Raw genomic sequence first — 26541 nt, 5'->3', positions numbered from 1 at the left:
AGCCTTCATGCTTACCCGAAGCCCACTGCAACCGCAGTGGGCTTTGTTTTAGCTGGGCAGCGAATTTCACAAGAATTCCGATCCCTGAACATCTTGAAACCGCACCAGTGACCCACTGGGCTCGTGCCGGACGCGGACGTAGATCACGACGCGCGAGCGGGAAAAAACTTCACCAGTGAAACACCAGGCAGGTTTTTAGGAGCACTCAGCAATGCCGATAGATCTCTATCACTTTCTTCAACAGCTGGTTAATGGGATGACCATTGGCAGCACTTACGCCTTGATTGCCATCGGCTACACCATGGTTTACGGCATCATCGGCATGATCAACTTCGCCCATGGCGAGGTGTACATGATCGGGTCGTATGTGGCGTTTATCGCTCTGGCCGGTCTGACCATGCTTGGCCTGGACAGCCTGCCCCTGCTGATTACCGCAGCCTTCGTCGCCAGTATTGTGGTGACCAGCGCCTACGGTTACGCCATCGAGCGAGTTGCCTATCGCCCGTTGCGCGGTAGCAACCGTTTGATCCCTCTGATTTCCGCCATCGGTATGTCGATTTTCCTGCAGAACACCGTGCTGTTGTCGCAGGACTCAAAAGACAAATCGATCCCCAACCTCATTCCCGGCAACTTCGTTTTCGGCCCCGGCAGCACCCATGAAGTGGTGATCTCCTACATGCAGATCCTCATCTTCGTCGTCACGCTGGTGGCCATGCTCGGTCTGACCTGGTTCATCTCCCGCTCTCGCCTGGGTCGCGCCTGCCGTGCCTGTGCCGAAGACATCAAGATGGCCAACCTGCTGGGGATCAACACCAACAACATCATTGCCCTGACCTTTGTCATCGGCGCTGCCCTGGCGGCCGTCGCTGCGGTCCTGCTGAGCATGCAGTACGGCGTGATCAACCCGAACGCCGGTTTCCTCGTCGGCATCAAAGCCTTCACCGCTGCGGTACTGGGCGGCATCGGCAGTATCCCGGGCGCGATGCTCGGCGGTCTGGTGCTGGGCATCGCCGAAGCCTTTGGCGCCGACATCTTCGGCGACCAGTACAAGGATGTGGTGGCGTTCGGTCTTCTCGTATTGGTGTTGTTGTTCCGGCCAACCGGCCTGCTCGGCCGTCCGGAGGTTGAAAAAGTATGACCAGGAATCTCAAATCGGCCCTCTTCAGCGCAGTGCTGGTGCTGGCCGTCGCTTACCCGATCCTCGGGCTCAAACTGGACATCGTCGGGATCAATCTCGCGGTAGTCGGCGCCAGCACCACCACCGTGCTGGTGATCTTCGCCGCGGCGTTTCTGATGTTCCTGCGCGTGCTGTTCAACGAACAGATCAGCGCCATGTGGCGTTCGCGTCCGCAGAAACAGCTGATGTCCGACAAAACCAGCAGCTTTCTGACCCTGCCGTCGACCCAACGCTGGTTCCTCGGCGCGCTGGTGATCGCTGCGCTGGTGTGGCCGTTCTTCGGTTCGCGCGGCGCGGTGGACATCGCGACCTTGATCCTGATTTACGTGATGCTCGGCCTGGGCCTGAACATCGTCGTCGGTCTGGCGGGTCTGCTCGACCTGGGCTACGTCGGCTTTTACGCCGTGGGCGCGTACACCTACGCCCTGCTGCAGCACTACTTCGGCTTCGGTTTCTGGATCTGCCTGCCGCTGGCGGGGCTGGCGTCGGCGACGTTCGGCTTTCTGCTCGGCTTCCCGGTCCTGCGCTTGCGTGGTGACTATCTGGCGATCGTGACGCTGGGTTTTGGTGAAATCATTCGCCTGTTCCTGCGTAACCTGACCGACATCACCGGCGGCCCCAACGGCATCAGCAACATCGAAAAGCCAACGCTGTTCGGCCTGACCTTCGAGCGCAAGGCTGCCGAAGGCATGCAGACGTTCCACGAATACTTCGGCCTGCCCTACAACTCCATCAACAAGGTGATCTTTCTCTACCTGATCGCCCTGCTGCTGGCGCTGCTGGCGCTGTTCGTGATCAACCGGTTGCTGCGCATGCCCATCGGCCGCGCCTGGGAAGCCCTGCGTGAAGACGAAATCGCTTGCCGCGCGCTGGGTCTGAATCCGACCATCATCAAGCTGTCGGCCTTCACCCTCGGTGCTGCATTCGCTGGTTTCGCCGGCAGTTTCTTCGCCGCGCGTCAGGGTTTGATCACGCCGGAGTCGTTCACCTTTCTGGAGTCGGCGATCATCCTCGCCATCGTGGTTCTGGGCGGGATGGGCTCGCAACTGGGCGTGATCCTCGCCGCGGTCGTGATGATTCTGTTGCCTGAACTGCTTCGCGAGTTCAGCGAATACCGGATGCTCGGCTTTGGCGCCTTGATGGTGCTGATGATGATCTGGCGTCCGCAGGGCTTCCTGCCGATGCAGCGTCCCGTCATGAAACTCAAGGGGAGCGCTGATGAGCCGTCCACTTCTGCAAGCGTCCGGCTTGTGCATGCGCTTTGGCGGTCTGCTGGCCGTCAACGGCGTCGGTCTGACCGTTAACGAGAAACAGGTTGTGTCGATGATTGGCCCGAACGGCGCCGGCAAGACCACTGTGTTCAACTGCCTGACCGGTTTCTACAAGCCCACCTCCGGCACGATTCTGCTGGACGGCGAGCCTATCCAGGGACTGGCCGGCCATGAAATCGCCCGTAAAGGCGTGGTGCGTACGTTCCAGAACGTGCGCCTGTTCAAGGAAATGACGGCAGTGGAGAACCTGCTGGTGGCCCAGCATCGCCACCTCAACACCAACTTCCTGTCGGGCCTGTTCAAGACCCCGGCGTACCGCAAGAGCGAGCGTGAGGCGATGGAATATGCCGAGCACTGGCTGGAAGCGGTTGACCTGAAGGAATTCGCCAACCGTCCTGCCGGCACGCTGGCCTACGGTCAGCAACGCCGCCTGGAAATCGCCCGCTGCATGATGACGCGCCCGCGCATTCTGATGCTCGACGAGCCGGCGGCCGGTCTGAACCCTAAAGAAACCGAAGACTTGAAAGCGTTGATCGGCGTGTTGCGCAACGAGCACAACGCGACGGTGTTGCTGATCGAGCACGACATGAAGCTGGTCATGAGCATTTCCGACCACATCGTGGTGATCAATCAGGGCACGCCGCTGGCCGATGGCACGCCCGAGCAGATCCGTGACAATCCTGAAGTGATCAAAGCCTATCTGGGGGAAGCGTAAATGCTGCAGTTCGATAACGTTTCCACGTTCTACGGCAAGATCCAGGCATTGCACGGTGTCAGCATCGATGTGCAGCAGGGTGAGATTGTCACGCTGATCGGCGCGAATGGCGCGGGCAAATCGACGCTGTTGATGACGCTGTGCGGTTCGCCGCGGGCGCACAGTGGCAGCATCCGTTATATGGGTGAAGAGCTGGTCGGTCTGGAGTCGTCGGTGATCATGCGCAAGAGTATTGCGGTGGTGCCGGAGGGCCGTCGTGTGTTCGCGCGCCTGACGGTGGAGGAGAATCTGTCGATGGGCGGGTTCTTTACCGACAAGGCCGATTATCAGGTGCAGATGGATAAGGTGCTTGAGTTGTTCCCGCGTCTGAAGGAGCGTTTCAATCAGCGCGGCGGGACGATGTCTGGCGGCGAGCAGCAGATGCTGGCGATCGGGCGTGCCTTGATGAGCAAGCCGAAGCTGTTGTTGCTGGATGAGCCTTCGCTGGGTCTGGCGCCGATTATTATTCAGCAGATTTTCGAGATTGTTGAGCAGTTGCGGCGGGATGGGGTGACGGTGTTTCTGGTGGAGCAGAATGCGAATCAGGCGTTGAAGATCGCTGATCGTGCGTATGTTCTGGAGAATGGCCGGGTGGTGATGCAGGGGTCGGGGGCGGAGTTGCTGGTTGATCCGAAAGTGCGGGATGCTTATTTAGGCGGGTAAAGCAGGATCAAGGGCGTCTGCCTGGGGGCAGACGTTTCGCCTTCGGCGAGTTACTTGATAAAGCCCCAAGTAACCAAGGGCTTAGTGCTCCTGGTTGGGCCCTTCCTTCGTCAGGGTTCCTTCACTCCGGTCTCGCTCCGTGGGCCCGCGCCGAACGGACATCCATGTCCTGACGGCGCTCTCGCCGCATCCCTGCGGCTCGGCCCACTCCACGAGACCTGCGTTCAGCCTGCACCCAAGTCGCGATTTGCGGTGTCTGGGCTTTTTGCGTACGAAGATCAAAGGCAGATCAAGTGTTTACAGGGGACTGATTTATTTACAGCGCTTCACCGTAAATTAATCTGTCCCCGCTCGATTTGATAACCCCAGAAGTCAGAGCTGTTCCAGCGCCGCAGTGCTGCGCTCGAACCATTCGCTTAAATAATCCGCCATGACTTGAACCCGCCTCGGCAGTCGTCCTTCGAAGGGGTGGACGAGGTACAGCGATGAAACCGGCGTCTGGTAATCGCGCAGCAACCAGTGCAGCCGCCCTTCTTTCAGTTCTTCATGAACCATGTACGACGGCAGGCGGGCGATGCCGGCGCCGACCAGTGCGGCTTTTTTCAGGAGGCCGTAGTGGTTACTGGCGAAGGTGCCGCGTACGTTGACGCGGCTCAGTTCGTGTTTCTGGTGGTAAGCCCACGATTCGCGGCCGGTGTGGTGGCTGTTGAGCAGGCATCGATGCACGCGCAGTTCTTCCGGTGTGTGCGGGGTGCCGTGTTTGGCGAGGTAGTCCGGGCTGGCGCAGGTCAGTTCCTGTAACGACAACAACGGCTTGGCCACCAGACGCTCATCGATGCCCACGCTGGAGCGTATGCCCAGGTCAAAGCCATCACGGCGCATGTCGCGGAAGTGGTTGTTGAGGTCTAGCTCGACCTGCACGTCGGGGTAGGTCTGGGCGAATTCGGTGAGCAGGCCTTCAAAGAAGGTTTCGCCCAAGGACACCGGCACGGTCAGGCGCACGGTGCCGATCAGGCTTTCGCTCAGGTAGGCCATGGCGTCGCGAACGCGGTCGCGTTGGGCCAGCAGCGCGCGGGCCTCCGGCAGCAGAATGGCGCCTGCCGAGGTAAGCGTCAGGCTGCGGGTGGTGCGATGGAGCAGCGTCACGCCGAAGTTCTTTTCCAGTTTGCTGATGCGCTTGGACAGTTGGCTGGTACTGGTGTCCAGCCATTGCGCAGCCAGGGTGAAGCTATTGGCCTCCACCAGCATCGCGAACGCGGCCAGGTCGTCCATTTCGCTCATGATTGTTTCCTTTCTGACAAACCGGGATTGCCGTTTAGCCCCTGTATCGGTGGGAAAAGGCGACTCACACTGAGCGCCTGATCCATACCAGGGGAAAACAGCATCATGAAAATTCTATTGATTGGCGCCAGCGGCACCATCGGCTCGGCGATCGAGAAAGAGTTGGCGCCACGCCACGAGATCGTTCGCATCGGCAGAACCGGCGCAGACGAGCACGTCGATATTAGTGACAGCGACTCGATCCGCAAACTATTCGAACGGACAGGCCCTTTCGACGCATTGATTTGCGCGGCCGGCAATGTCACCTTCGCGCCGCTGGGCGAGATGACCGCCGACTCCTTCGCCCTGGGCCTGCGCGACAAGCTGATGGGACAGGTCAATCTGCTGCTGATCGGCCGGGAGTTCGCCAACGACGGCGCGTCCTTCACCTTCACCACCGGCATTACCAGCGTCGATCCGATTCCCACCGGGGCGTCTGCCAGCCTGGTCAACGGCGCCATCGACGCCTTCGTGCGCGCCGCCGCCATCGAGATGCCGCGCGGCATGCGGGTCAATTCGGTCAGCCCCACTGTGCTGGTCGAAGCCATGGGCAGTTACGCGCCGTACTTCCGCGGCTTCAAGCCGGTCCCCGCAGCGGATGTAGCCTTGGCGTACGCAAAAAGTGTCGAAGGGCTACAAACCGGACAGACCTATCACGTCGGTTAATCGCCCCTTGTGATGCGCGAGCAGGCTGAGTAACGTGGCGGCACTTGTCTGGAGACCGCCCCATGTCCGCTGCTCGCTCTGCCCTGATGCTCGCCCTGTTGCCTCTGTTCGCCGGCTGCCAGTTGATGCCCATGTCGTCCAATGACAGCAAGGTGTCGACGGCCGGCATGATCCGCATGCAGGGCACCCTCAGCGGTGACGGCGGCAAACTGTTCTTCGCCCCGTGCAACGAACAGCGCCGCTATGCAGTAACTGACAAGGGCAACACTGGCATCTTGCAGGAAGCCGCCTCGGTGGTGGACAAGAACGGCAAGGCGTTCGCCGATGTACGCGGCAACTTCGTCGCGAGCAAGGCTCAGGGCAGTGACGGTCAGGCCGACATCTATCAGCTGTACCGCGTCGAGAGCCCGAGCGGTGCCTGCGAGGACCCCAATTTCAAGCGCCTGACGATTCATGCCAGCGGCAACGGTCCGAAATGGAACCTCAACGCCAGCGGCAAGGGTCTGGTGCTTGAGCGCGAAGGCCAGGAGCCGTTCGCCGTGCCGTACATGGAGGAGCAGATGCCCGAGGGCCGCTTCAACCTGATCACCGACGCCAACAATCAACACGTCGAGCTCTACGTGGCGCCGCTGCGGTGTGTGGACCCGTCGAACGGATCGGTGCAGCACCTGACCGCCGAGTTGCGGGTCAATGGCCAGGTTCAGCGCGGCTGCGCGTACTTTGGGGCGATGCGTAACGATTGATGGAGTGGCGGATGTCGTCGCTCGGGCCACCGCTCCCTGCCCAATGTGGCTTATAATCGCGCGCTCTTGTAGTGCTGCCGGGCCGATCCTGCGGCCCGAAACCGGATCTTTCAATGTTACGAATCACCGAATTCAAATTGCCGCTGGACCACGCGGACGACGAACTGCGCCCTGCACTTCTGCAACGCCTGGCCATCGGCAGCGACGAGCTTCTGGATCTCACCCTGTTCAAGCGCAGCTACGATGCGCGCAAGAAATCCACCGAGCTGCAGTTCATTTACACCATCGATTTCCTGGTGCGCGACGAAGCCGCCCTGCTCCAGCGCCTGAGTCACGACAAACACATCGGCCCGGCCCCGGACGTCAGTTACAAAGTGGTTGGCCACGCCCCCGCCGATCTGAGCCAGCGTCCGTTGGTAGTCGGCTTTGGCCCCTGCGGGATTTTCGCCGGCCTGTTGCTGGCGCAGATGGGCTTCAAACCGATCATCCTCGAACGCGGCACCGAAGTCCGTCAGCGCACCAAGGACACCTGGGGCCTGTGGCGCAAGAACGTGCTCAACCCTGAATCCAACGTGCAGTTCGGCGAGGGCGGCGCGGGGACGTTTTCCGACGGCAAGCTTTACAGCCAGATCAAAGACCCGAAATTCATCGGTCGCAAGGTCTTGCACGAGTTCGTCAAAGCCGGCGCGCCGGAAGAGATTCTCTACGTCAGCAAGCCGCACATTGGCACCTTCCGCCTGACCGGCGTCGTTGAAAACATGCGTCATCAGATCGAAGCGCTGGGCGGCGAAGTACGTTTCCAGCAACGCGTCACCGATGTGCTGATCGAAGACGGCCAGATGCAGGGCGTCCTGCTCGACAGCGGCGAGCGCATCGACTCTCGGCACGTGATTCTGGCGCTGGGCCACAGCGCCCGCGACACCTTCCGCATGCTCCACGGCCGCGGCGTGTTCATGGAGGCCAAACCGTTTTCGGTCGGCTTCCGCATCGAGCACCCACAAGGCTTGATCGACCGCGCCCGACTGGGTAAATACGCCGGTCACCCGAAGCTTGGCGCTGCCGATTACAAACTGGTGCACCACGCCAAGAACGGCCGTTCGGTGTACAGCTTCTGCATGTGCCCCGGTGGCACGGTGGTGGCGGCGACTTCCGAGCCCAACCGCGTGGTCACTAACGGCATGAGCCAGTACTCGCGCAACGAGCGCAACGCCAACTCCGGCATCGTCGTCGGCATTACGCCGGAGCAGGATTATCCGGGCAGCCCGCTGGCCGGCATCGAACTGCAGGAGCGACTGGAGTCCCACGCCTACCTCATGGGCGGCGAAACCTACGAAGCCCCGGCGCAACTGGTGGGTGATTTCATCGCGGGCAAAGCTTCAACGGCGTTGGGCGGCGTAGAACCTTCCTACAAGCCGGGCGTCAAGCTGACCGACCTTGCCGACGCATTACCCGCCTTTGCCATCGAAGCCATTCGTGAGGCGCTGCCCGCGTTCGAGAAGCAGATCAGGGGCTTTTCGCAGCACGATGCGATCCTCACCGGCATCGAGACCCGCACCTCCTCGCCCCTGCGCATCACCCGTGGCGAAGACCTGCAGAGCCTCAACGTCAAAGGCCTGTTCCCGGCGGGCGAAGGCGCGGGCTATGCGGGCGGCATCCTGTCGGCCGGCGTCGACGGGATTCGCATCGCTGAAGCGCTGGCCCGCAATATCCTGGGCATCACTGAATCAGCCGCCACAGCGCAAAGCCTGTAGCTGAGACAGCGTACTGAAATGCAAAACGCCCCGAATGATCGGGGCGTTTTTGCAAGCGGGCTTTTACACCAAGCTTCAGGCCATCCAGCGCGGTTTAGTGGCTGACGCGGCTGGTACCGTTGACGGTCATGATGCGGACACGCTCACCCACACGGAAGATCTCGTTTTCCTGAACTTCCTGAACATAGGCACGCATGGTGCCGTCGTCTTCACGCACGGTGATCTCGACGCCTTGAGCACGGGTCAGGCCGCCTTCCGCTGCCGAACCCAACAGACCACCGGCGACCGCACCGATCACGGCCGTCACGATGCTGCCGCGGCCGCCACCGATGGCGCTGCCACCCACGCCGCCGACAATGGCACCGGCGCCAGCGCCGATCGGGGTTTTGGTGCCTTCAATCTTCACCGGACGCAGCGATTCGATCGTGCCCAGGCGTACGGTCTGCACCTGACGAGCTTCGTCGCGCGAGTACGAGTCGCCGGTGAGGCTTGAAGTACAGCCGCCCAGCGTCAGCGCCATGGCGGTGAACGAAGCAACCAACAGAACAGACTTACGCATAACAGTATCTCCAGAGGAACAGGTAGCCATTAGACTCTGCGACGCCGATCGATGTCACGGTCCTGTACCGATAATTTACGTTTATTCAGGCGTGATACAGCAACCCGCCGACGTCTACAGCAGTGGACGACGGCGCCGGAAATTGATTCAAAGAAAAGTGTGACAGAGCCCCGAAGCTGACAATCAGCCAGTCCGAAACGCCAGCAATCAGGGGGCCAGGCGCTCTCGCTGCCATTCACTTTCAACCAGTCGATAGTTCAGGCGGTCGTGCAGACGGCTTGGACGTCCCTGCCAGAATTCGATGCGATCCGGTACCAGACGATAACCGCCCCAGTGATCGGGACAGTCAGGCTGGGTGTCCATGAAACGCGCCTCGGTGGCTTTGAGCAAACCTTCGAGTTCTTCACGGTCGGCGATCACCTGGCTTTGCGGCGATGCCCAGGCACCCAGGCGGCTGCCGAGGGGGCGTACCTGGAAATAGGCGTCGGATTCTTCGTGGCTGACTTTGGCCACGCGGCCCTCGATGCGCACCTGACGTTCCAGCGTGGGCCAGAAGAACGTCATCGCGGCAAAAGGACGTGCGTTCAACTGCTGGCCTTTGGCGCTTTCGTAGTTCGAAAAGAACGTGAACCCCTGAGCGTCGAGGCCTTTGAGCAGCAGAACCCGGCAATGCGGGCGGCCGTCGGCATCGACAGTCGCCAGCGTCATGGCATTGGCCTCCACCGGCGCTTGCTCGGTCTGGACCGCTTCGTTGAACCAGTGATGAAACAGTGCGAAGGGTTCTTCCGGAGCCTGGGCTTCGGTCAATCCTTCGCGGGCATAGTTACGACGCATATCGGCCAGACGCTGGCTCATCACTGCCTTCCTTAATCGAGATTCGTGAACAGATTCCCGATCTTAACCTCAGTTGCTGGCTTGAGCATCCGGGGCAGGTTTTTTGGCGGCTGCTTTCGCAGGCGCTGCCTTGGCTTTCGCTGGCGCAGCTTTCTTCACCGGCGCTTTTTGGCCGCAGGCGCTTTGGCGGCAGAAGCCTTGGTCGCAGCGGCCTTCTTGACCGGTGCGGCCGATTTGACAGGCGCAGCCGCCTTGGTCGGTGCGGCAACCGGTGCCGGAGCCGGCGCGTTGGCAGTTTGCACGGCCAGCAGGGTTGGCGCCGGCGGCAAGTTGTACTTGGCCATCTGGGCAACCATGGTGTCTTGCGGGGTCAGGATGATTTCCACGCGGCGGTTCAATGCGCGACCTGGCGCACTGTCGCTGGCTGCACGGGGCATGTCGGCGCCCATGCCACGCAGGCTCAGGCGGTTACGCTGCAGGCCGCTGAGGCGGAAAATCGCCGCGACCGATTGCGCGCGCTGCTGGCTGATCTTGAGATCGGCGTCGCCGGCGACATCACCGTGGCCCAACACCAGAACAGCGGCGCGCGGGTCGACTTCAACGATCTTGGCCATACGGCTGATCGGGCCGAGGTTGGTCGGCAGGAGCATTTCCGGACGTTTCGGATTGAAAGTACTGTCGACCGGCGCGGTCACCACGAGGATGTCGTCACGGCGCTCAAGTTGGAACTGGCTGTCCTTGATCGCTTCGCGGACTTTCGGCTCGTTGAGATCCAGCCAGGCCTGCGTCACTTTCGGGTCGACTTTGGGAATAGCTGGCGCTGCGTCTTTTTTAGCTTCGCTTGCGCCGAACGGCCACCACCATTTGTTGGCGTCGCCAGCCTGAGCAACGGCCGGGGCTGCGGCCGGCTGAGTGGCGGCAACTTCCGGTTTCTTCTCGGTCTCGCCGTGGTCAGAACCAAACGGCCAGTACCAGCGCGTGCCGGTCTCGGCCTGGGCTTTTGCCACTTGCGCGGCCGCCGGGCGTGGCGCCGGGGTTGCCGGAGCGGCATCGGCGCCTTTGCCTGAGCCGAACGACCACCAGTGATCATTGCTGGCCGATTGGTCCTGAGGGGTTTGCGCACAGCCGGTGACGGCGAGGCAGATGGCGAATGCGAGGCTTTTGTTAGCTGACATGGGTGACCCACATGAATAATTGATCAGAAAATGAACGAAGCAGCGCTCATATAACACGCATAAAGACCGTTTTGGAAAAAGAAACCGCCCTACGGTTCGGTTATCCAGATTTAACTGACAGTCGGTAGAACAAGCACTTAACGACGATAGTTATTGCAAACACTCACCAAGCTCGCGCACGAGACGCTGAGCGCGCGGATCCATCAACACGTAAGGACCGAGGGTATTCGTCACGAAACCGAACGCGACATCGCGCTCGGGATCGGCGAAACCTACCGAGCCGCCTGCGCCGGGATGGCCGAACGACTTGGCACCCAGGCCAAATGTTGCGTTAGGCACCGCGGGTTGATCGAGCATGCAGCCCAGACCGAAGCGCGTCTGGGTGAGCAGCGTCTTGTCCTGGCCGATGCAGTGCTCACGAGTGAGCTCGTTGAGCAAGTCGCCGTCCAGCAGGCTGCCATCCAGCAAGCCGCTGTAGAAACCGGCCAGACTGCGTGCGTTGCCATGGCCATTGGCGGCAGGTTGCTGCATGCGCCGCCATTCCGGCTTGTTGGTGCTGGTCATGATCGACGGCGGGTTGGTGAACGCCCTGGCGGTCATGGAAGCGGGTTCGCGCATCGTGGTCTGCAGCAGCCGCTGCGCGGACTCATCGCCGGTATTGCCCTTGCCTCTGGCGATGTGGGCGACGCGGTGAAACTCTTCATCAGGGAGACCGACATGGAAATCCAGGCCCAATGGCCGTGAGATACGCGCCGCAATGGATTCGCCCGGGCCACGCCCGTCGGCACGCCGAATCATCTCGCCCACCAGCCAGCCGTAGGTGATGGCGGCATAGCCGTGGCCCTGCCCCGGCGTCCACCAGGGTTCCTCGGCAGCCAACACACTTGTCATGGTCTGCCAGTCGTAAAGCGCTTCGGCCGGCAGGATGTCACGGATCGCCGGGAGCCCGGCCTGATGGCAGAGCAACTGCCGCAAGGTGATGGACTGTTTGCCGTTGGCAGCGAACTCGGGCCAGAGACGCGCGACGGGCTCATCCAGACTCAGCTTGCCCTCGCCCACTAATTGCAGGGCCGTGACCGCGGTGAAGGTCTTGGTGCAGGAGAACAGATTGGCGATGGTGTCGCTGTGCCAGACCTCGCCGCCATCCTTGTCTGCCGTGCCCGCCCACAGATCCAGCACCGTCTCGCCGCCAACCTGCACGCACAGCGCTGCGCCACGCTCCTGCGGATCGTCGAACAGCGCGGCGAACGCCTCGCGTACGGCCTCAAACTGAAGCTCGAAATGGCCTTGAATCTGCACGGTCTGGCTCTCCGGTCGGGCTGCAAAAATGGCGAACATTGTTCCAGCGAATGATCGCTTTGGGAACCGCCCGGTTAAGGGCGCTTGCCGATCACATCCACGACCTGTCCATTGGCCTTGCGCACTGCCTCAACGAAGCCCTGGTACGGCACGTCGGTGATGCCCACCAGCCCGAGATGGCCGTTCTCGCCGTCGAGCAAGCGGCCCGTGACAGGCTGATCCAAGTACTGGAACCAGTGCACGCCGATGATAGAAGGCTCGGCCAGCGCGCTTTTCAGGAAGTTGGCGTAAGCCGGCCCACGATCTTCCTCACGCGGCACTTCGAGCACCCCGCCCCAGAACGGCCCGCGATCACGGGAGCCGAAATGAAACTCGGTGACCATCACAGGCTTGTCGAGCACGCGCAGTTTCGCGAAGTCCACGCCGTCCTGGGGTTTGAGGGTGTATGAGTTGAAGCTCAGCACGTCGCAGAACTTGGCGCAGGCTTCGACTGCCTCGGGGCTGGTGACGCCAAAGCGGCCACCGAGCAGCAGATGGTTGGGCGCATGCCACTTTAGCGCGTCGGAAATGGTCTTGAAATAGGTCTCGGCGAACACACGCTGGAAATACCGGAAGTCGTTTTCGATCTCCGGGTGCTCTGCGCTCGGCAGCGGCGGCTCGAAGCCCGGGTCTTCCATCAACTCCCAGGCCGATAGATTGATGCCCCACGCTTTGGACAGCCCTTCTTCATTGCGGTATTTATCGCGCAACTGCTTGAGGAACGCGCGCTTGGCCGGCACATCGGTGGTCAACTTCAGAGTGCCGTAGGCCAATGCGTAGCGATCCTTCGGATCGTTGCCCGGCGCAGCCCAGGCCAGTTCGTTATCGGCGAAGTAGCCGATCAGATACGGGTCATCCCGATGATCGCGCGCAGCGATGGCGACGGCCCGCTCGGTGGCCATGGCGAAGCGCGGATCGAACGGGTCCGGCATGCCGCCCCACCAGTCCAGGCCGGTGCTGATGCTCACGTAGTCGCCAACAATGGACAGCGGCAGAGTGTAGGGCACGCGTTCCTTCTTGCTGCTTTCGAGGTTTTGCAGCGCGGGCTCGCTCCAGTTGCCGACGGTGTTGAAACCCCAGGCCTGCAAGCGTTGCAAGGTGTGGTCGACCCAGCGTTTGCTGTCCACGATCACCGGTTTGCATTCGATGGCAGGCGCAGGCGCGGCGGGCTTTTCGGGCTGAGGCGCTGGCGCGGTCTGCCCGGCAGCGCTGTCGGCAGTGGAGTCGGTCGCGGCTGTGCTTGCGTCTTCGTCGTCAGCCGGATCGGCAGGCTTTGAGACTTCCACGCACTTCGGCACACCGTACGTGCGCTGCAGGTTGGCCCCATAGAAATCGAACCAGCGGCCCTGATCGAACTGTCGGTTACGGTTGGCGCCCGTCTCGCGGTTGTCATCGCCCTTGCCGTAGAACGCGGCGAGCGGATCTTCGCTGCCAGGCAGGCCGGTGAACATGGCTTCGCGGCCTTCGACGTAGGTCTGGCTGTCGTCAGCGGAGACAGCGTTTACCCCCAGTGAGTAAAAAGGGTGCCCTTCAGGCGTCACCAAGTACCAGCGCTCGTCGCGCTTCTCGGTGCGGAAAAAGCCCTTCGCTTCGAACGCCGGTCCGTTGAGCAAGCCGCCGTATTTGTCGTGGGCCGGACGGTCTTTCAGCCAGCCTTGCAGTTGTTGCTGTTCCTTGGCCGCCAACGTCTTGAGCTGATCGTCACTGGTGACCTTCTCCGGCCACTTGCCCCGGGTGAACTGACCGTAGCCATCGACCAGGTTGCTGTAGGCGGCGGTTTGCAGCGCGTCGCCCTCTTGCACGCCGAACTTCTCGATCAGGACGGACTGCGCCACATTGGGTTGAGACATCGACACGGTGACCGATGACACCTCAGCGCTGTTCAGCTCACCCCCGGTGTTCGCCAGCAACACGCGCTGCCCTTCGTATATCCACGGCATCGGTGGGCCGGCGCGCATGCCCTGGCTCAGTGGCGAGCTGGCCTTGAGCGGCAGCACCAGGGTTTGCGCCGGCCCGGCCGGCAGGTCGATGCGGCTGGTGAGGATTTTGCCGTCGCGGCTTTCGATCTGCACGTACACCGTCAATGCCCAGTCCATCGCGCTCTGCAGCCGCAAGGTCATGGCGCTGTCGTGGCTCCAGTCCCAGACGCCGGTCTGCGGGGTCAGTCGCAGGCTGGGTTTGGCGACCGGATTGAAAACCACGCGGCGCAATACTTCGCCCTCGGCGGTCTGCTCGGCGTTGGCTTGGGGAAACCCGGCATCCTGAGTCGTGACCTTGACCACGTCGGCGGGCCGGACGAAATTGAACAGCGTTTGCTGCACATCAGGCGCGGCGTGGGCCATACCGGCGCACAGCGTGGCAAGGAGGGCGGACAGTGAACGGCGAATCATGAGATCTGAAGCTCCTTGATCGTCTGAGGCCCGGAGCACGACGAGGTTGCGCGCATCCGGGCGGACCGAGTGTTAAGACCCGGTCAACCGTGTTTCATTTGCAACACGGACTCAGGAAATTTCGCGCCGGAAAGGCGGCAGTGCGTTGAGGATGGCTTTGCCATAGCGCTGGGTCACGACCCGGCGATCCAGCAACGTGATGATGCCGCGGTCCTGCTCGGTGCGCAGCAGACGACCGCAGGCCTGGATCAGGCGCAACGAGGCGTCGGGAACGGCGATTTCCATGAACGGATTACCGCCTCGCGCTTCGATCCATTCGGCCAGTGCAGCTTCGACCGGATCATCCGGCACGGCGAAGGGAATCTTGGCAATCACCACGTGCTCGCAATACGCACCTGGAAGATCGACCCCTTCGGCGAAGCTCGCCAGCCCGAACAGAACGCTTTCATCGCCACCGTCGACCCGCGCCTTGTGCTTGTTTAGGGTTTCTTGTTTCGACAGGTTGCCCTGGATGAACACCCGCTTGCGCCAGTCACGTTCCAGCCCGTCGAACACTTCCTGCATCTGTTTGCGGGACGAGAACAGCACCAGCGTGCCTTTGGAGCCTTCGACCAGATTTGGGAGTTCACGGATGATGGCGGCCGTGTGTTCGGCCGCGTTGCGAGGGTCGGCTTTGAGGTCCGGCACGCGCAACACGCCCGCGTCAGCATGGTGAAACGGACTGGGCACCACGGCCGTAACAGCGTCTTTCGGCAGCCCGGCGCGCATGCGGAAGCGGTCGAACTTGCCCAGCGCAGTCAACGTAGCCGAGGTCACCAGCGCGGCGTAAGCCACGTTCCACAGGTTGCGGCGCAGCATTTCGGCGGCCAGGATCGGGCTGGCGTTGACCTCGATGTCGAACAGCGAGCCGCTGTCGGCCAGGGTCAACCAACGCGCCATGGGCGGGCTGTTTTCCGGGTCTTCAGCGGTGAAGGCGGTCCACAACTCCCAGTTGCCGTGGGCGCGGGCCAGCAAGCTGCCGAACAACGGATACCACTCTTCCGCCTGATGGCTGGCGATGCCGATGTTGACCTCGCCGTCCATGCCTTCTTTAAGCAGCTCGGTCAGGCGCGTGAACAGATCGTCGAGCCGGGCGAAGCCTTTTTTCAGCTCAATGCCCATCTCGCGCATGTGTTCGGGGACCACACCGCCGACGAAGCGATGGCGCGGACGCTCGCGGCCTTCCATGTCTTCGCCTTGCTTGAAGTCAGCCAATTGCTCGCAGGCGGTGAACATGAATTGCTGCTGGGTTTTGATCTCCCGTGCCAGCTCGGGCACCTGCTCGATCAACTTGCCCAGATCGCCCGGCAGCGGGTGCTGGGCGAGCAATTTGGTGAGGTTTTTGGCGGTTTGCTCCAGCCAGTCGGCGGTGGAGCGCAGGCGACTGAAATGGGCGAAGTGGCCGATCGCCTTGTCTGGCAGGTGGTGGCCTTCGTCGAACACATACAGGGTGTCGCGGGGATCGGGCAGGACTGCACCGCCGCCCAGCGCGAGATCAGCGAGGACCATGTCGTGGTTGGTGACGATGACGTCGACTTTGCCCATGCCCTCGCGGGCTTTGTAGAAGGCACACTGCTGAAAGTTCGGGCAATGGCGGTTGGTGCACTGGCTGTGATCGGTGGTCAGGCGCGCCCAGTCCTGATCGGCCAGCTCCTGGGGCCAGCTGTCCCGGTCGCCGTCCCATTTGTTACCCGCAAGCTTTTCGATCATGGTTGTAAAAAGCTTCTGGCTGGCCTCGTCCACTTCGATCTTGAAGCCTTCTTCTTCGAACAGCTGCGCGGTCGCGCTCTGGGCGTCGCCTTCCTGCAGCAGCATGTCGAGTTTGGACAGGCACATGTAGCGGCCGCGGCCCTTGGCCAGCGCGAAAGTGAAATTCAAGCCGCTGTTGCGCATCAGGTCGGGCAGGTCTTTGTAAACGATCTGCTCCTGCAGCGCGACGGTCGCAGTGGCGATGACCAGGCGCTTGCCCGCGGCCTTGGCGGTCGGAATGGCTGCGATGGCGTAGGCAACGGTTTTGCCGGTGCCGGTCCCCGCCTCGACCGCTACCACGGCGGGATCACCCGAACGGCGGCCTTCTTCGTCGGTATCGACGTCGCCCAGTACCTTCGCCACTTCAGCGATCATCAGGCGCTGGCCGTAACGAGGCTTGAGGCTCTTGGCTTCGAGGAAACGCGAGTAGGCGCCCTGAATCTGGGATTTGAGTTCGGTGCTGATCATGGGCTGGGTCGTTGGCTCGGCGTCACGGGTGCTGAATGAAAACACGAAAACCGCTGGATATATCTTCAGTAGTCGCAGCGGGCGGCTATCATACCGCGCTAATTCTTTCTGCGCAGATCGGAGTTCTCGATGTCACCTGTAGCCTTTGTCTACGCCTTGCATGTGCTGGCAGCGATTGTGTGGGTAGGAGGTATGTTTTTCGCCTGGATGATTCTTCGACCGGCGGTCACCGTCGCTCTGGAGGGCCCGGCCCGTTTGAAGCTGTGGCTTCAGGTTTTGCCGCGTTTCTTCGTCTGGGTGTGGTGCGCGGTGGTCATGCTGCCGTTAACCGGCATTGGCATGATTAACGTCAACTTCAGCGGTTTCCAGACTGCGCCCCGTTATGTGCAAGTAATGATGGGGCTGTATGTGGTGATGGTGGCGTTGTTTCTGCGGGTTTCGACGTTGAACCTGCCGCAATTGCGCAAGGCTGTGCTTGCCGAGCAATGGGCTGAGGGCGCTGCGGCGCTGGGTGGAATGCGACGGCTGGTGGGGATCAATCTGATTGTGGGGGTGGCCGTTGTGGCAATCGCTGCCATGAGGCCCATGTTTTAGAGGTGGGCAAGCGCTGCTCGCGAAAAGGCGGTCCACCGGCTGGATACCCGGCGGCTAAGCGGCCGTCTTCGTGAGCAAGCTCACTCCCACATGAACCGTGTCGGCTCCACGAATGAGAGCCGTCTGGACGGTAAACAACCCCTGTGGGTTATCGGGCTTATAAGTTGCGAACCACGATAGCGCCCGTTGGCCCTGCTGCACCGGACTGCCCTTTGTCACCGTTCTTGCCGGACCTGGCGCCGTCCGCGCGATAGACCACGCAGCCTTTGGACGCGCCGCCTTTGCCACCGCGACCGCCATCGCCGCCAATCCCACCGGCACCGCCCTGAACGTTGACCTTGATGCGTTCATTGCCGAAAGTCGCCGGCAGCTCGAGACGAACGAGCGCACCCGGCGCGCCGTCACGGCCGTTGCCGCCATTGTCGCCGTCGATCCCGCGACTGGCGGAACCCCAGGTGCAGCCCGGATCGATGCCGTTGCCGCCGTCGAGGCCGACGTAGCCGGGTGAGCCCGCGCCGCCACGGGCGTCGACGAAGAGTTGGTCAGCGTTGAGTTGTTCAATCCTCACGTTGAGGTTGCGGCCTGGGGTTGGCGCTTTTTCGAAGGTGCCCGGGGCGCCCCTTGCGGTGATTTCGGCGCCACTGCCGAGGTCGCCCTGTTTGACTTGCAGGCTGAACGGTTCGGCGCTGGGGACGATGGCGATGCGTGATTCGTGGCCCATGACGAGTTGGCCGACTTTGACTTCGGTGAGCCCGGCCGGGATCAGCAGGGTGCCGTAGTCGGCGACTTCGAGCCGATCCAGTTGCAATACGCTGGTTTTGGAGGGCAGGCGCATGAGCGAGTGGGTTTCGACCGAGATGGTCTGGGCCATGATCCAGGGGCTGGTCAGGGCGGACAGCAGGCCTGCCGTCATCAGCATCGCGTTACGCATGGTGTACCTCCGCCAGTGGGCGTTTGAATGTGTTCAGGTGAAAGAGGCCGAAGAGCAGAATCTGGAGACGATCGCGCATGGGATGGGGACGGCCGCGCAGGCTGGCGTTGTAGCTGATCAGTTCGATGAGGTGGACGAGCAGCAAGAGGCCGCCTGCCAGTTTGAACAACAGGTCGAAGGGGTGTGGCATGGCGATGGTCAGGCTGGTGATTACCAGTAGCCAGAATGCTGTTGTCAGTACTTTCCCTGTTCCCCAAATCACACTCATGTGGTGCCTCTGCTGTTTTTGGTTTTGTGCGGTGAAAACGGTTTGCGCACAGTACGGTGAGGCGGGGGACTATGCCAGAGGCAGGCTTTAAAGTTTCTGGTGTTTGACGGCTTGGATTGGGTGAATATCCGTTATTGGTGTTTGCCGGAGTTATGGTTCCGCCCTTACGGCGGGTCACTTTTTCCAAGAGCCGAAAAAGTAACCAAAAAGGCCCTGTTCCTGGTTTGGCCCCTCGTGCCTCGGGGTTCCTTCACTCCGACGCCGCTCCGTGGGCCCGCGCCGAACGGACATCCATGTCCTGACGGCGCTCTCGCGGCATCCATGCCGCTCGGCCCACTGCGCGTCGTCTGCGTTCAGCCTGCACCCAAGTCGCGTTCTGCGGTGTTTGAACCTTTTGCGCACGAAGATCAAAAGCAACGGCAACGGCAACGGCAACGGCAACGGCAACGGCAACCGCTTCCCGGCTAAAGCCGGTCCCACTGAATGTACGCGCGCTTTTAGTGGGACCGGCTTTAGCCGGGAAGGGGCCCGTCTGGACAATGGTTTTTTTGAATAGGAAGCCGAATTCAAGAAATAGAAAAGCCCCGGGTTTTCAGGCCGGGGCTTCCTTTGTGGCTTCAACCTTGTCTCAACGGTTGATTTTGATCTCGACGCGGCGGTTCAGCGCTCGGCCGTCGGCGGTTTTGTTGTCGGCGACCGGGCGGGCTTCGCCGTCACCTTCAACGGACACGAACGAGGCACGCGGGATGCCGGCGCTGACGAGGTAGTCAGTCACCGACTGCGCACGTTTTTGCGACAGTTTCTGGTTGTAGGCATCGCCGCCCACGCTGTCGGTGTGACCACTGACATGGAGCTGGACGTTCGGGGCTTCGGTCTTGAGTTTGGTCGCAACCATGTCCAGTTGTTGTTTGTCACCCGGTGTCAGGGTGGCTTTATTGAACTCGAAGTGCACGTCACGGATGGTGATGATCTCTTCTTTCGGCAGCACCACCGGAGCGGCCATCGGTTCAGGCGCCGGAGTCACGATCGGGCAACCAGTGGCATCGACCGGGGTGCCTTTCGGCGTGTCCGGGCATTTGTCCCTGCTGTTGAGGACGCCGTCGCCGTCATCATCGCCATCCCCATGGACCCAGCAATACGCGCCAGCCATGACGCCTACCGCAGCACCGAAGCCTGCCGCCACCGAGGCAGACTGGAAGGCGCCGATCGCTGCGCCGCTCAGTGCGCCACCGGCCGCACACAGAGGCCAGTCGGTCTTTTGCAAGCCCGCACAGCCCGTCAATACACTGGTCACCAAAATCAGAGGTAACGCTGTCCGAATCATGCTCATACCGTTCTTCTCCTTTGGAATCGGCTAAAACCGACTGAAGTGCAGTAAAGACGGGTGTGGGGCCGTTCGCCACCCTGATTTCAGGGGTTTTGCGGGATTCGAACCTCAAAATTCGGACGGTACTGAGTGCAATACCCCTCTGCTTTCACTCCGGGCGTCTTGTCATCTCGCGAGAATGAGGAAGCTGAAGCACTAGGCCATTGAAGTTCAGCGCGCTAACCTTGCCCGCCTGACCGAGGAACTCCAATGACCGACCGCTTCTCCAGCCGTACGCCGCAACAGGCCCTGGCCGCCCTGCTCGACCTTTGTGCGCCGAAGCGTTTGCTGCTGGTGGGTGCCGAGGGGTTTCCGGCGTTGCAGGCTTTTTGCGAAGCGCATCCGCAGATCGAGCTGGCCCAGGCGGGGCCCGGTCTGTTACCGCCCGACCTGGCCGGGCAGCGCTTTGATCTGGCGCTGGTGGTGGACTGCCTTGAGCACATGCCCAAACGTGCGGGGCTGGAGTTGTTGGGGGTATTCGCAACCTCAATGCCAGCCGGATCGCCGTGCTGGCGGATCTCGATGCCTGCGGCTGGCAGTCGACCGATTTCTACTCCCTGGCACTCCAGGCCAGCGAACGGTTTTCACGGGATGAACAAGTGCTCACGCTGTTCACCTACGATCTGCGGGAATACAAACAAGTGCCGGACTGGCTGAACGCAAGGTTCTGGGCCAATCCGGAGAATTACGGCAAGTATTGGTGGTGAGGGACGCATCATGAGCAGCGCAACATGCCCTTGCGGCAGCGGCAATCTTCTCGACGGTTGCTGCGGCCGCTATCACGCCGGCCAGCCCGCACCGTCTGCCGAAGCGCTGATGCGTTCGCGCTACAGCGCCTATGTGCTGGGGTTGGTGGATTACCTGGTGGACACCACGCTGCCGGCACAAAATGCCGCGCTGGATCGGGATGCGATCAGCCAGTGGAGTGCCCAGAGCACCTGGCTGGGTCTGGAAGTCGAGGGCGCCGAGTTGATCGGCGGTCAGCCTGAACATGCATTCGTGACCTTCACCGCCCGCTGGCACGATACCGACGGCGAGCACCGTCATCGCGAGCGCTCGGCGTTCGTGCAGCATGACGGACGCTGGTATTTCATCGACCCAACGGTGTCGCTTAAAGCCGGTCGTAATGATGCCTGCCCCTGCGGCAGCCAACAGAAATTCAAGAAGTGCTGTTCGGCTTATCTAAGCTGACGTTCACCGCGGCAACGCCAGGGACCACTCAGAGACAGGCAGTCCTCAGGCCAGTCTGATGTGGGAAACGTCCGGCACCAGCGCATGCTCGACCGGCTTGTCCTGACCCAGATCGGCGCCCGCCGGTGCCAGACTCAACCCAGACAGGTCGAGCTGCGGCGCACGCGCCGGCATTTTCGGATCTTGCACGTTCTGGCCCGGCTCCGAGAGCGTGTAGTCAGGCGCCTCCACATCCACAAACGCCGCCATATAAACGTCCCGCGGTTTGACGCTGGCCTTGCGCGTCGGCGTCGCGTCGTTGCGCGGCGCGGTCAGGTTTGATGGCTTGCGCGTCCAGCTCGGCTCGTCCGGGGGCGGCGCCAGTTCGACCTCTTCCACCTCAACCAGGCCCGGGGCCGCCACCACCGGAGCCTGAACGACTGGCGCCATAGGCACGACCTGGGCCATGGCCCCGGCGCGTTCAAGGGTCGAGCGGTACTTTTCCGCCGCCGCCTCATCGAGGTTGTTTTTCAGGACCAGCCGACGGCCGGAGAACAGCAACGCGATGCGTTGAGCGTCCGCCTGAAACAGCTTTACCATGTTGGCCTTGACCAGATCCGGCTGCGCGCCAGGGACCAATTGGCCGGAAAATACGATTTCGTAGAGCTTCATGGTCAATACTCCTTCGACACATGGCGCGAGTATGGCGCAGGCTGTGGAGAACGGCGAGTCACGTGCAGTGGCGGTCAGACCGGGCCTATCAGACCGGACATAAGGGAGCGACCCATGATGTTTGCAGCACGCGTCCTCAAAATCGCAGGCCTCTTCGCGCTCCTTGCGCTGTCGGGCTGCTCGACCTGGATAACCGGCGGCTTCGAAGACCCCGACGTCAAGCTGCTGAAGGTCGAGGTGGTCAAGGCCAAGTTGCTGCGTCAGGACTTCAAACTGCGCTTCAGGGTCGACAACCCCAACGACTCCAGCCTGTTGGTCCGCGGCCTGCGCTACAAGATCCTGCTCAACGACATGCTGCTCAGCGAAGGCGTCTACAGCGACTGGTTCATCGTCAAAGCCAACAGCCACAAAAACTTTTCCGTGCCGATCCGTACCAATCTGTGGGAACACCTCAAGGACATCTCCAAGGTGCTTGGCAAAGCCAATCAACCGGTGCATTACCGTTTGGAAGGCAAGCTCAAGACCGGATTTTTATTCGGGCACAGCGTGCGCATCGGGCGCAATGGCGACATAATCCCCGGCGATTTGATTCCGGAGTAACCCCATGAACCAGCAAGCTCACGTGCACGGTCCCGACTGTGACCACGATCACGACCACCACGATCACCATCATGACCACGGCCATGTGCACGGTCCGCATTGCGGCCACGCGCCTCAGGAGCCGGTACGCAACACGCTCAAGGACGTCGGCCGCAACGATCCTTGCCCCTGCGGCAGCGAGAAAAAATTCAAGAAGTGCCACGGCGCGTAACGCACCCTGCCCTTTCTACGGCCTGAATCTTCAGGCCGTTTTCATTTGTGCGATGGACGTTTGAAGGCGTAAAACAGGTGCAGCCTTAATGGCAGTCGTGATGACTTCACCTGGAGCGCGCAATGATCGATCTGCACTACTGGACCACCCCCAACGGCCACAAAGTCTCGATTTTCCTCGAAGAAGCGGGCCTGCCGTACAAGATTTTCCCGGTCAACATCGGGGCGAACGAACAGTTCGAAGCCGATTTTCTGAAGATTTCCCCAACAACAAGATTCCGGCCATCGTCGACCACGAACCTGCTGACGGCGGCGAACCGCTGAACCTGTTCGAGTCCGGCGCTATCCTGCTGTACCTGGCCGAGAAGACCGGCCGGTTCATTGCGAAGGACCTGCGCGGCCGCCAGGAAACCCTGCAATGGCTGTTCTGGCAAATGGGCGGCCTGGGCCCGATGGCCGGTCAGAATCACCACTTCAACCGGTTCGCCAAAGAGAAAATTCCCTACGCGATCAAGCGCTACGTTGACGAGACTGCGCGCCTGTACGGCGTGCTGAACGAGCGTCTGGCCGATCGGAGCTTTGTTGCGGGCGAGGACTACGGCATCGCAGACATGGCGATCTACCCGTGGATCGTGCCGCACACGTTCCAGGAGCAGAACCTGGATGACTTCCCGCACCTCAAGCGCTGGTTTGACGCGGTAGCCAATCGCGATGCGGTGAAGCGCGCCTACGCACTGGTGGACAAGATCAATCCGCCGAAGCCGTAATCTCAGGGTCGACAGGGTTCAGGGGGACGCGCTGATATCCCCTCTGAAACCCGAAAATAAACTCCCTCCCCCTGCTTGCGTGACGCCCGCCGGCTCACTAACGTAGCGCCTTTTCTACGCCCACCCCCGCAGGAGCTCCATCATGGCCTCGCCAGCCCTTTCGACGTTGAAAACGCGCATGAGCGCGGCCGCTGCCATGATTGGACTATTGAGCCTGGCCGGTTGCCAGCTGGGCGGTGAAGACCGCGACAGCCTGCCGCCTGCCAGCGGGGTGTTTGCCATTAAGGGGCTGGCGCAGAACGTCTCGATTCGCCGCAACAATCTGGGCATGCCGCTGATTGAAAGCAGCACATTCCATGACGCACTGTTCACCCTCGGGTACGTTCACGCGACAGACCGCATCACTCAAATGATGCAAATGCGCTTGCTGGCCCAGGGCCGGCTGTCGGAAATCGCCGGGCCGGGCGCCCTCGATCTCGACCGCATGATGCGCGCCGCCAACCTCAAACAGACCGCTGGCCAGTTGTATGCCGCCTCGTCGCCGCGCCTGAAACGCTTCTTCGAGGTCTACGCGCGCGGCGTCAACGCCTACCTCTTCCGCTACCGCGACAAACTGCCGGCTGACCTCGCCGACTCAGGTTACAAGCCTGAATACTGGAAGCCCGAAGACTCGGCGCTGATCTTCAGCCTGCTCAACTTCAGCCTGTCGGTGAACCTGCAGGAGGAGATTTCCTCGCTGGTGCTGGCGCAGAAAGTCGGGGCAGATAAGCTGGCCTGGCTGCTGCCGACCTATCCCGACGAAGCATTGCCCTTTGCTGAAGCCGACAAGCTCAAAGGCCTGAATCTGGGCAGCCAACTGCCGGGCCTCAGCGATCTGGACAAAGCGGCGTTGCAGCTTTCCGACCTCAATCTGCTCGGCGTTTCGGCGTCGAACAACTGGGTGATCTCGCCCCAGCGCGCCCGTGCCGGCAAGAGCCTGCTGGCCACCGACAGTCAACTGGCGCCGACCCTTCCGTCGATGTGGAATTTCGTGCAGATCCGCTCGCCGAAATACCAGGCCGCCGGCGCGACCGTTGCGGGATTGCCGTTGGTCTTGTCCGGTTTCAACGGCAAACTGGCCTGGGGCATGGGACCAGCAATGGGCGACAACCAGGACCTGTTCCTGGAAAAGCTCAAGCGCGAAAACAATCGCCTGATGGTGATGGCCGATGGCAAATGGGTCGCGGCAGGCGCCCATGAGGAAACCTACTTCGTCAAAGGCCAGAGCCCGGTGCGCGAGCCCGCCTATGAAACCCGTCATGGCCCGCTGCTCAACGCGAGTTCCGCGCAGCTCGCCAGCGGCCTGGGCGTCGCCCTACAGACGCCGGATGCCAAGGATGACAAAACCCTCGACGCCCTTTTTGACCTGACGCGCGCGCCGACTGTGCAGCGCGCTTTCGACACCACCCGGGAAATCCGCGCCATCACCCTGAACATGGTGTTTGCCGATGCCTCGAACACCGGTTGGCAAGTGACCGGCAAATACCCGAACCGGCGCGACGGGCTTGGCCTGATTCCATCACCGGGCTGGGATGCTCGCTTTGATTGGGACGGCTACGCCGACGCGATGCTGCACCCGTACGATCAGGATTCGCAACAAGGCTGGATTGCCACTGCCAACCAGCGCACCGTGCCGAAAGGCTATGGCATGCAGCTGTCCAACTCCTGGGACTACCCGGAGCGCGCCGAACGCATCGCCGAACTGGCCAATGCCGGCAAGCAGGACACCCGCAGCACCGTCGCCATGCAATACGACCAGACCACGACCTTCGCCGCCAAACTGAAGAAAATGTTCTCCGCGCCCGGCATGTCAGCGCCGCTGAAACAGGCCATCGACGCCCTGCCCGCGCCAGAGCGCGACGAAGCCCGCGAAGCGTTGAACCGCCTGATGGCGTTCGATGGCAGACTATCGCCGGGTTCGGCCGATGCGGCGATTTACGAACTGTTCCTGCAAGAAAGCGCCCGCCAGACCTTCCTCGACGAACTCGGCCCGGAAACCAGCCCTGCCTGGAAAGCGCTGGTGCAAAGCGCGGACTTGTCCTACTCGCCCCAGGCCGACCACCTGCTGGGCCGCGAAGACAGTCCGTATTGGGACGACGTGAAAACGCCCCAGAAAGAAGACAAACCCGCCATCCTCGCCCGCAGCCTGGCCGCGGCAATCACCGTCGGCGAAAGCCAGCTGGGCGCCGATCACAAGGCCTGGCAGTGGGGCAAGTTGCACCAGACCACCTGGACCGCCCAAAGCGCCCAACTCACCGCAGCGCTGGGCGGTAGCAAGGCCAGCGTGATCAAAGGCCCGATCGCCACCGGCGGCGACCACACCACGCTCAACGCCTCGGGCTTCCACTGGGGTCAGGACTTCAACGCCGCCGTCGTCCCGGCCATGCGCATCATCGTCGACTTCGCCCAGCAGGAACCGATGATGGCGCAAAACGCCGCCGGCCAATCCGGCAACCCGGCCAGCCCGTTCAACGCCAACGGCATCGACTCCTGGATGAAAGGCCTCTACATGTCCGTGCCAATGCAACCGGAAAACTTCGAAAAAGCCTACGGCAAACAACGCCTGACACTGACGCCAGGGAAGTAAATGCCCCTTGACCTGGGATGACGCAGAGCGTCCCGGGCTGCATTCCCACGCAGAGCGTGGGGAACGATCAAGCGTTGGAGCCTACGAAGAAGTGGCGCCTGAACTGACCCCTTCCCGGCTAAAGCCGGTTCCACTAACAGCAGCGCGGGCATCCAAGATTGATGGTGCCTGAAATGGCCTCTTCCCGGCTAAAGCCGGTCCCACTAAAAAGCACACCGCGCACCGTCAGTGGGACCGGCGGCGCCCCTGTAGGACCGGCTTCAGCCGGGAAGCTTTTGATCTGCTCTACACGCGCTTTTGATCTTCATACGCAGGAAGTCCAAACAACACCAATCGCGACTTGGGTGCAGGCTGAACGGAGGTCTCGCGCAGTGGGCCGAGCCGCATGGATGCGGCGAGAGCAGCCCCCGCCATGGATGGCGGATGGCTGCGGGCCCACG

General features: G+C 61.6%; 23 protein-coding genes and 2 pseudogenes. 14 read left to right on the top strand and 11 right to left on the bottom strand.

The annotated features are described in order from the left end of the window. Nucleotides 1–211: 211 nt before the first annotated feature. From livH to JN403_RS10845, 4 genes are read left to right on the top strand one after another with little or no spacing between them, the layout of a single operon-like run. Nucleotides 212–1138 carry a high-affinity branched-chain amino acid ABC transporter permease LivH gene (livH, locus tag JN403_RS10860; protein ID WP_122536639.1) on the top strand — a complete coding sequence of 309 codons (927 nt, stop codon included), beginning with the start codon at nucleotides 212–214 and terminating at the stop codon, nucleotides 1136–1138. After that, a complete protein-coding gene (locus JN403_RS10855; protein WP_205486955.1) occupies nucleotides 1135–2481 on the top strand; it encodes a high-affinity branched-chain amino acid ABC transporter permease LivM in 1347 nt (448 codons plus the stop codon). Before livH ends, JN403_RS10855 begins: the two co-directional genes overlap by 4 nt. Next, nucleotides 2396–3163 (top strand): high-affinity branched-chain amino acid ABC transporter ATP-binding protein LivG, encoded by a 768-nt coding sequence (livG, locus tag JN403_RS10850; RefSeq protein WP_122536637.1) that lies wholly within the window; start codon nucleotides 2396–2398, stop codon nucleotides 3161–3163. Before JN403_RS10855 ends, livG begins: the two co-directional genes overlap by 86 nt. Beyond that, nucleotides 3164–3865: an ABC transporter ATP-binding protein gene (locus JN403_RS10845; RefSeq protein WP_065992624.1), complete on the top strand. Its 702-nt coding sequence runs from the start codon at nucleotides 3164–3166 to the stop codon at nucleotides 3863–3865. 372 nt (nucleotides 3866–4237) lie between these two features. On the opposite strand, the gene JN403_RS10840 is transcribed toward JN403_RS10845, so the two are convergent. After that, entirely contained in the window at nucleotides 4238–5146 is a 909-nt protein-coding gene (locus JN403_RS10840) for a LysR family transcriptional regulator (RefSeq protein WP_205486954.1), read from the bottom strand. A 105-nt stretch (nucleotides 5147–5251) separates the two neighbouring features. Between JN403_RS10840 and JN403_RS10835 the strand changes: the two genes are divergently transcribed. The 3 genes from JN403_RS10835 to JN403_RS10825 all read left to right on the top strand — a co-directional run bounded on the left by JN403_RS10835 (nucleotide 5252) and on the right by JN403_RS10825 (nucleotide 8345). Continuing rightward, nucleotides 5252–5851, top strand: coding sequence for a short chain dehydrogenase (locus JN403_RS10835; RefSeq protein WP_205486953.1), 600 nt, complete (start codon nucleotides 5252–5254; stop codon nucleotides 5849–5851). Nucleotides 5852–5913: 62 nt separating this feature from the next. Next, nucleotides 5914–6594 carry a hypothetical protein gene (locus tag JN403_RS10830; protein WP_205486952.1) on the top strand — a complete coding sequence of 227 codons (681 nt, stop codon included), beginning with the start codon at nucleotides 5914–5916 and terminating at the stop codon, nucleotides 6592–6594. 113 nt (nucleotides 6595–6707) lie between these two features. Further along, nucleotides 6708–8345: an NAD(P)/FAD-dependent oxidoreductase gene (locus tag JN403_RS10825; RefSeq protein WP_205486951.1), complete on the top strand. Its 1638-nt coding sequence runs from the start codon at nucleotides 6708–6710 to the stop codon at nucleotides 8343–8345. A gap of 94 nt (nucleotides 8346–8439) precedes the next feature. Here the strand turns inward: JN403_RS10825 and JN403_RS10820 are convergent, their stop codons facing one another. The 6 genes from JN403_RS10820 to dinG all read right to left on the bottom strand — a co-directional run bounded on the left by JN403_RS10820 (nucleotide 8440) and on the right by dinG (nucleotide 16897). Next, on the bottom strand, nucleotides 8440–8904 hold the full coding sequence (locus JN403_RS10820; RefSeq protein WP_037012225.1) for a glycine zipper 2TM domain-containing protein: 465 nt from the start codon (nucleotides 8902–8904) through the stop codon (nucleotides 8440–8442). Between the two features lie 207 nt (nucleotides 8905–9111). Beyond that, nucleotides 9112–9759 (bottom strand): pyridoxamine 5'-phosphate oxidase, encoded by a 648-nt coding sequence (gene pdxH, locus JN403_RS10815; RefSeq protein WP_205486950.1) that lies wholly within the window; start codon nucleotides 9757–9759, stop codon nucleotides 9112–9114. A gap of 134 nt (nucleotides 9760–9893) precedes the next feature. Further along, the gene (locus tag JN403_RS10810; protein WP_205486949.1) at nucleotides 9894–10913 is read right to left on the bottom strand and encodes an OmpA family protein; all 1020 of its coding nucleotides are present in this window, start codon (nucleotides 10911–10913) and stop codon (nucleotides 9894–9896) included. 150 nt (nucleotides 10914–11063) lie between these two features. Next, entirely contained in the window at nucleotides 11064–12212 is a 1149-nt protein-coding gene (locus JN403_RS10805) for a serine hydrolase domain-containing protein (protein ID WP_205486948.1), read from the bottom strand. Nucleotides 12213–12286: 74 nt separating this feature from the next. Continuing rightward, nucleotides 12287–14641 carry a beta-galactosidase gene (locus JN403_RS10800; RefSeq protein WP_205486947.1) on the bottom strand — a complete coding sequence of 785 codons (2355 nt, stop codon included), beginning with the start codon at nucleotides 14639–14641 and terminating at the stop codon, nucleotides 12287–12289. 111 nt (nucleotides 14642–14752) lie between these two features. Beyond that, nucleotides 14753–16897 carry an ATP-dependent DNA helicase DinG gene (dinG, locus tag JN403_RS10795; RefSeq protein ID WP_205486946.1) on the bottom strand — a complete coding sequence of 715 codons (2145 nt, stop codon included), beginning with the start codon at nucleotides 16895–16897 and terminating at the stop codon, nucleotides 14753–14755. 129 nt (nucleotides 16898–17026) lie between these two features. Between dinG and JN403_RS10790 the strand changes: the two genes are divergently transcribed. Continuing rightward, on the top strand, nucleotides 17027–17491 hold the full coding sequence (locus JN403_RS10790) for a CopD family protein (RefSeq protein WP_205486945.1): 465 nt from the start codon (nucleotides 17027–17029) through the stop codon (nucleotides 17489–17491). Between the two features lie 157 nt (nucleotides 17492–17648). Here JN403_RS10790 and JN403_RS10785 read toward each other — a convergent pair whose 3' ends face one another. The 3 genes from JN403_RS10785 to JN403_RS10775 all read right to left on the bottom strand — a co-directional run bounded on the left by JN403_RS10785 (nucleotide 17649) and on the right by JN403_RS10775 (nucleotide 20020). Further along, nucleotides 17649–18422 carry a collagen-like protein gene (locus JN403_RS10785; protein WP_205486944.1) on the bottom strand — a complete coding sequence of 258 codons (774 nt, stop codon included), beginning with the start codon at nucleotides 18420–18422 and terminating at the stop codon, nucleotides 17649–17651. After that, a complete protein-coding gene (locus JN403_RS10780; RefSeq protein WP_205486943.1) occupies nucleotides 18415–18690 on the bottom strand; it encodes a DUF1145 domain-containing protein in 276 nt (91 codons plus the stop codon). The genes JN403_RS10785 and JN403_RS10780 overlap by 8 nt, the downstream gene beginning before the upstream one ends. Nucleotides 18691–19318: 628 nt before the next feature. Continuing rightward, a complete protein-coding gene (locus JN403_RS10775) occupies nucleotides 19319–20020 on the bottom strand; it encodes an OmpA family protein (RefSeq protein ID WP_205486942.1) in 702 nt (233 codons plus the stop codon). Nucleotides 20021–20266: 246 nt separating this feature from the next. On the opposite strand from JN403_RS10775, the pseudogene JN403_RS10770 reads away from it, so the two are divergent. Next, a pseudogene (locus tag JN403_RS10770) lies at nucleotides 20267–20763 on the top strand (DUF6231 family protein). Between the two features lie 10 nt (nucleotides 20764–20773). After that, nucleotides 20774–21247 (top strand): YchJ family protein, encoded by a 474-nt coding sequence (locus tag JN403_RS10765; RefSeq protein WP_205486941.1) that lies wholly within the window; start codon nucleotides 20774–20776, stop codon nucleotides 21245–21247. A gap of 45 nt (nucleotides 21248–21292) precedes the next feature. Here the strand turns inward: JN403_RS10765 and JN403_RS10760 are convergent, their stop codons facing one another. Beyond that, nucleotides 21293–21898 carry a hypothetical protein gene (locus tag JN403_RS10760; protein ID WP_205486940.1) on the bottom strand — a complete coding sequence of 202 codons (606 nt, stop codon included), beginning with the start codon at nucleotides 21896–21898 and terminating at the stop codon, nucleotides 21293–21295. Between the two features lie 114 nt (nucleotides 21899–22012). Here JN403_RS10760 and JN403_RS10755 point away from each other — a divergent pair, with 114 nt between their 5' ends. The 4 genes and pseudogenes from JN403_RS10755 (at nucleotide 22013) to JN403_RS10740 (ending at nucleotide 26101) form a co-directional block, all read left to right on the top strand. After that, nucleotides 22013–22498 (top strand): LEA type 2 family protein, encoded by a 486-nt coding sequence (locus tag JN403_RS10755; RefSeq protein ID WP_122536127.1) that lies wholly within the window; start codon nucleotides 22013–22015, stop codon nucleotides 22496–22498. Between the two features lie 4 nt (nucleotides 22499–22502). Continuing rightward, the gene (locus JN403_RS10750) at nucleotides 22503–22709 is read left to right on the top strand and encodes an SEC-C metal-binding domain-containing protein (protein WP_065992586.1); all 207 of its coding nucleotides are present in this window, start codon (nucleotides 22503–22505) and stop codon (nucleotides 22707–22709) included. Nucleotides 22710–22831: 122 nt separating this feature from the next. Further along, a pseudogene (locus JN403_RS10745) lies at nucleotides 22832–23475 on the top strand (glutathione binding-like protein). Nucleotides 23476–23617: 142 nt separating this feature from the next. After that, entirely contained in the window at nucleotides 23618–26101 is a 2484-nt protein-coding gene (locus JN403_RS10740) for a penicillin acylase family protein (RefSeq protein WP_205486939.1), read from the top strand. Nucleotides 26102–26541 lie beyond the last annotated feature (440 nt).

Origin of the sequence: Pseudomonas sp. 15A4, from assembly GCF_016925575.1 — a bacterium.
Taxonomy (GTDB): Bacteria; Pseudomonadota; Gammaproteobacteria; order Pseudomonadales; family Pseudomonadaceae; genus Aquipseudomonas.
The sequence above is the reverse complement of the archived record's forward strand: the minus strand, read 5'-3'. Positions and strand labels throughout refer to the sequence as shown.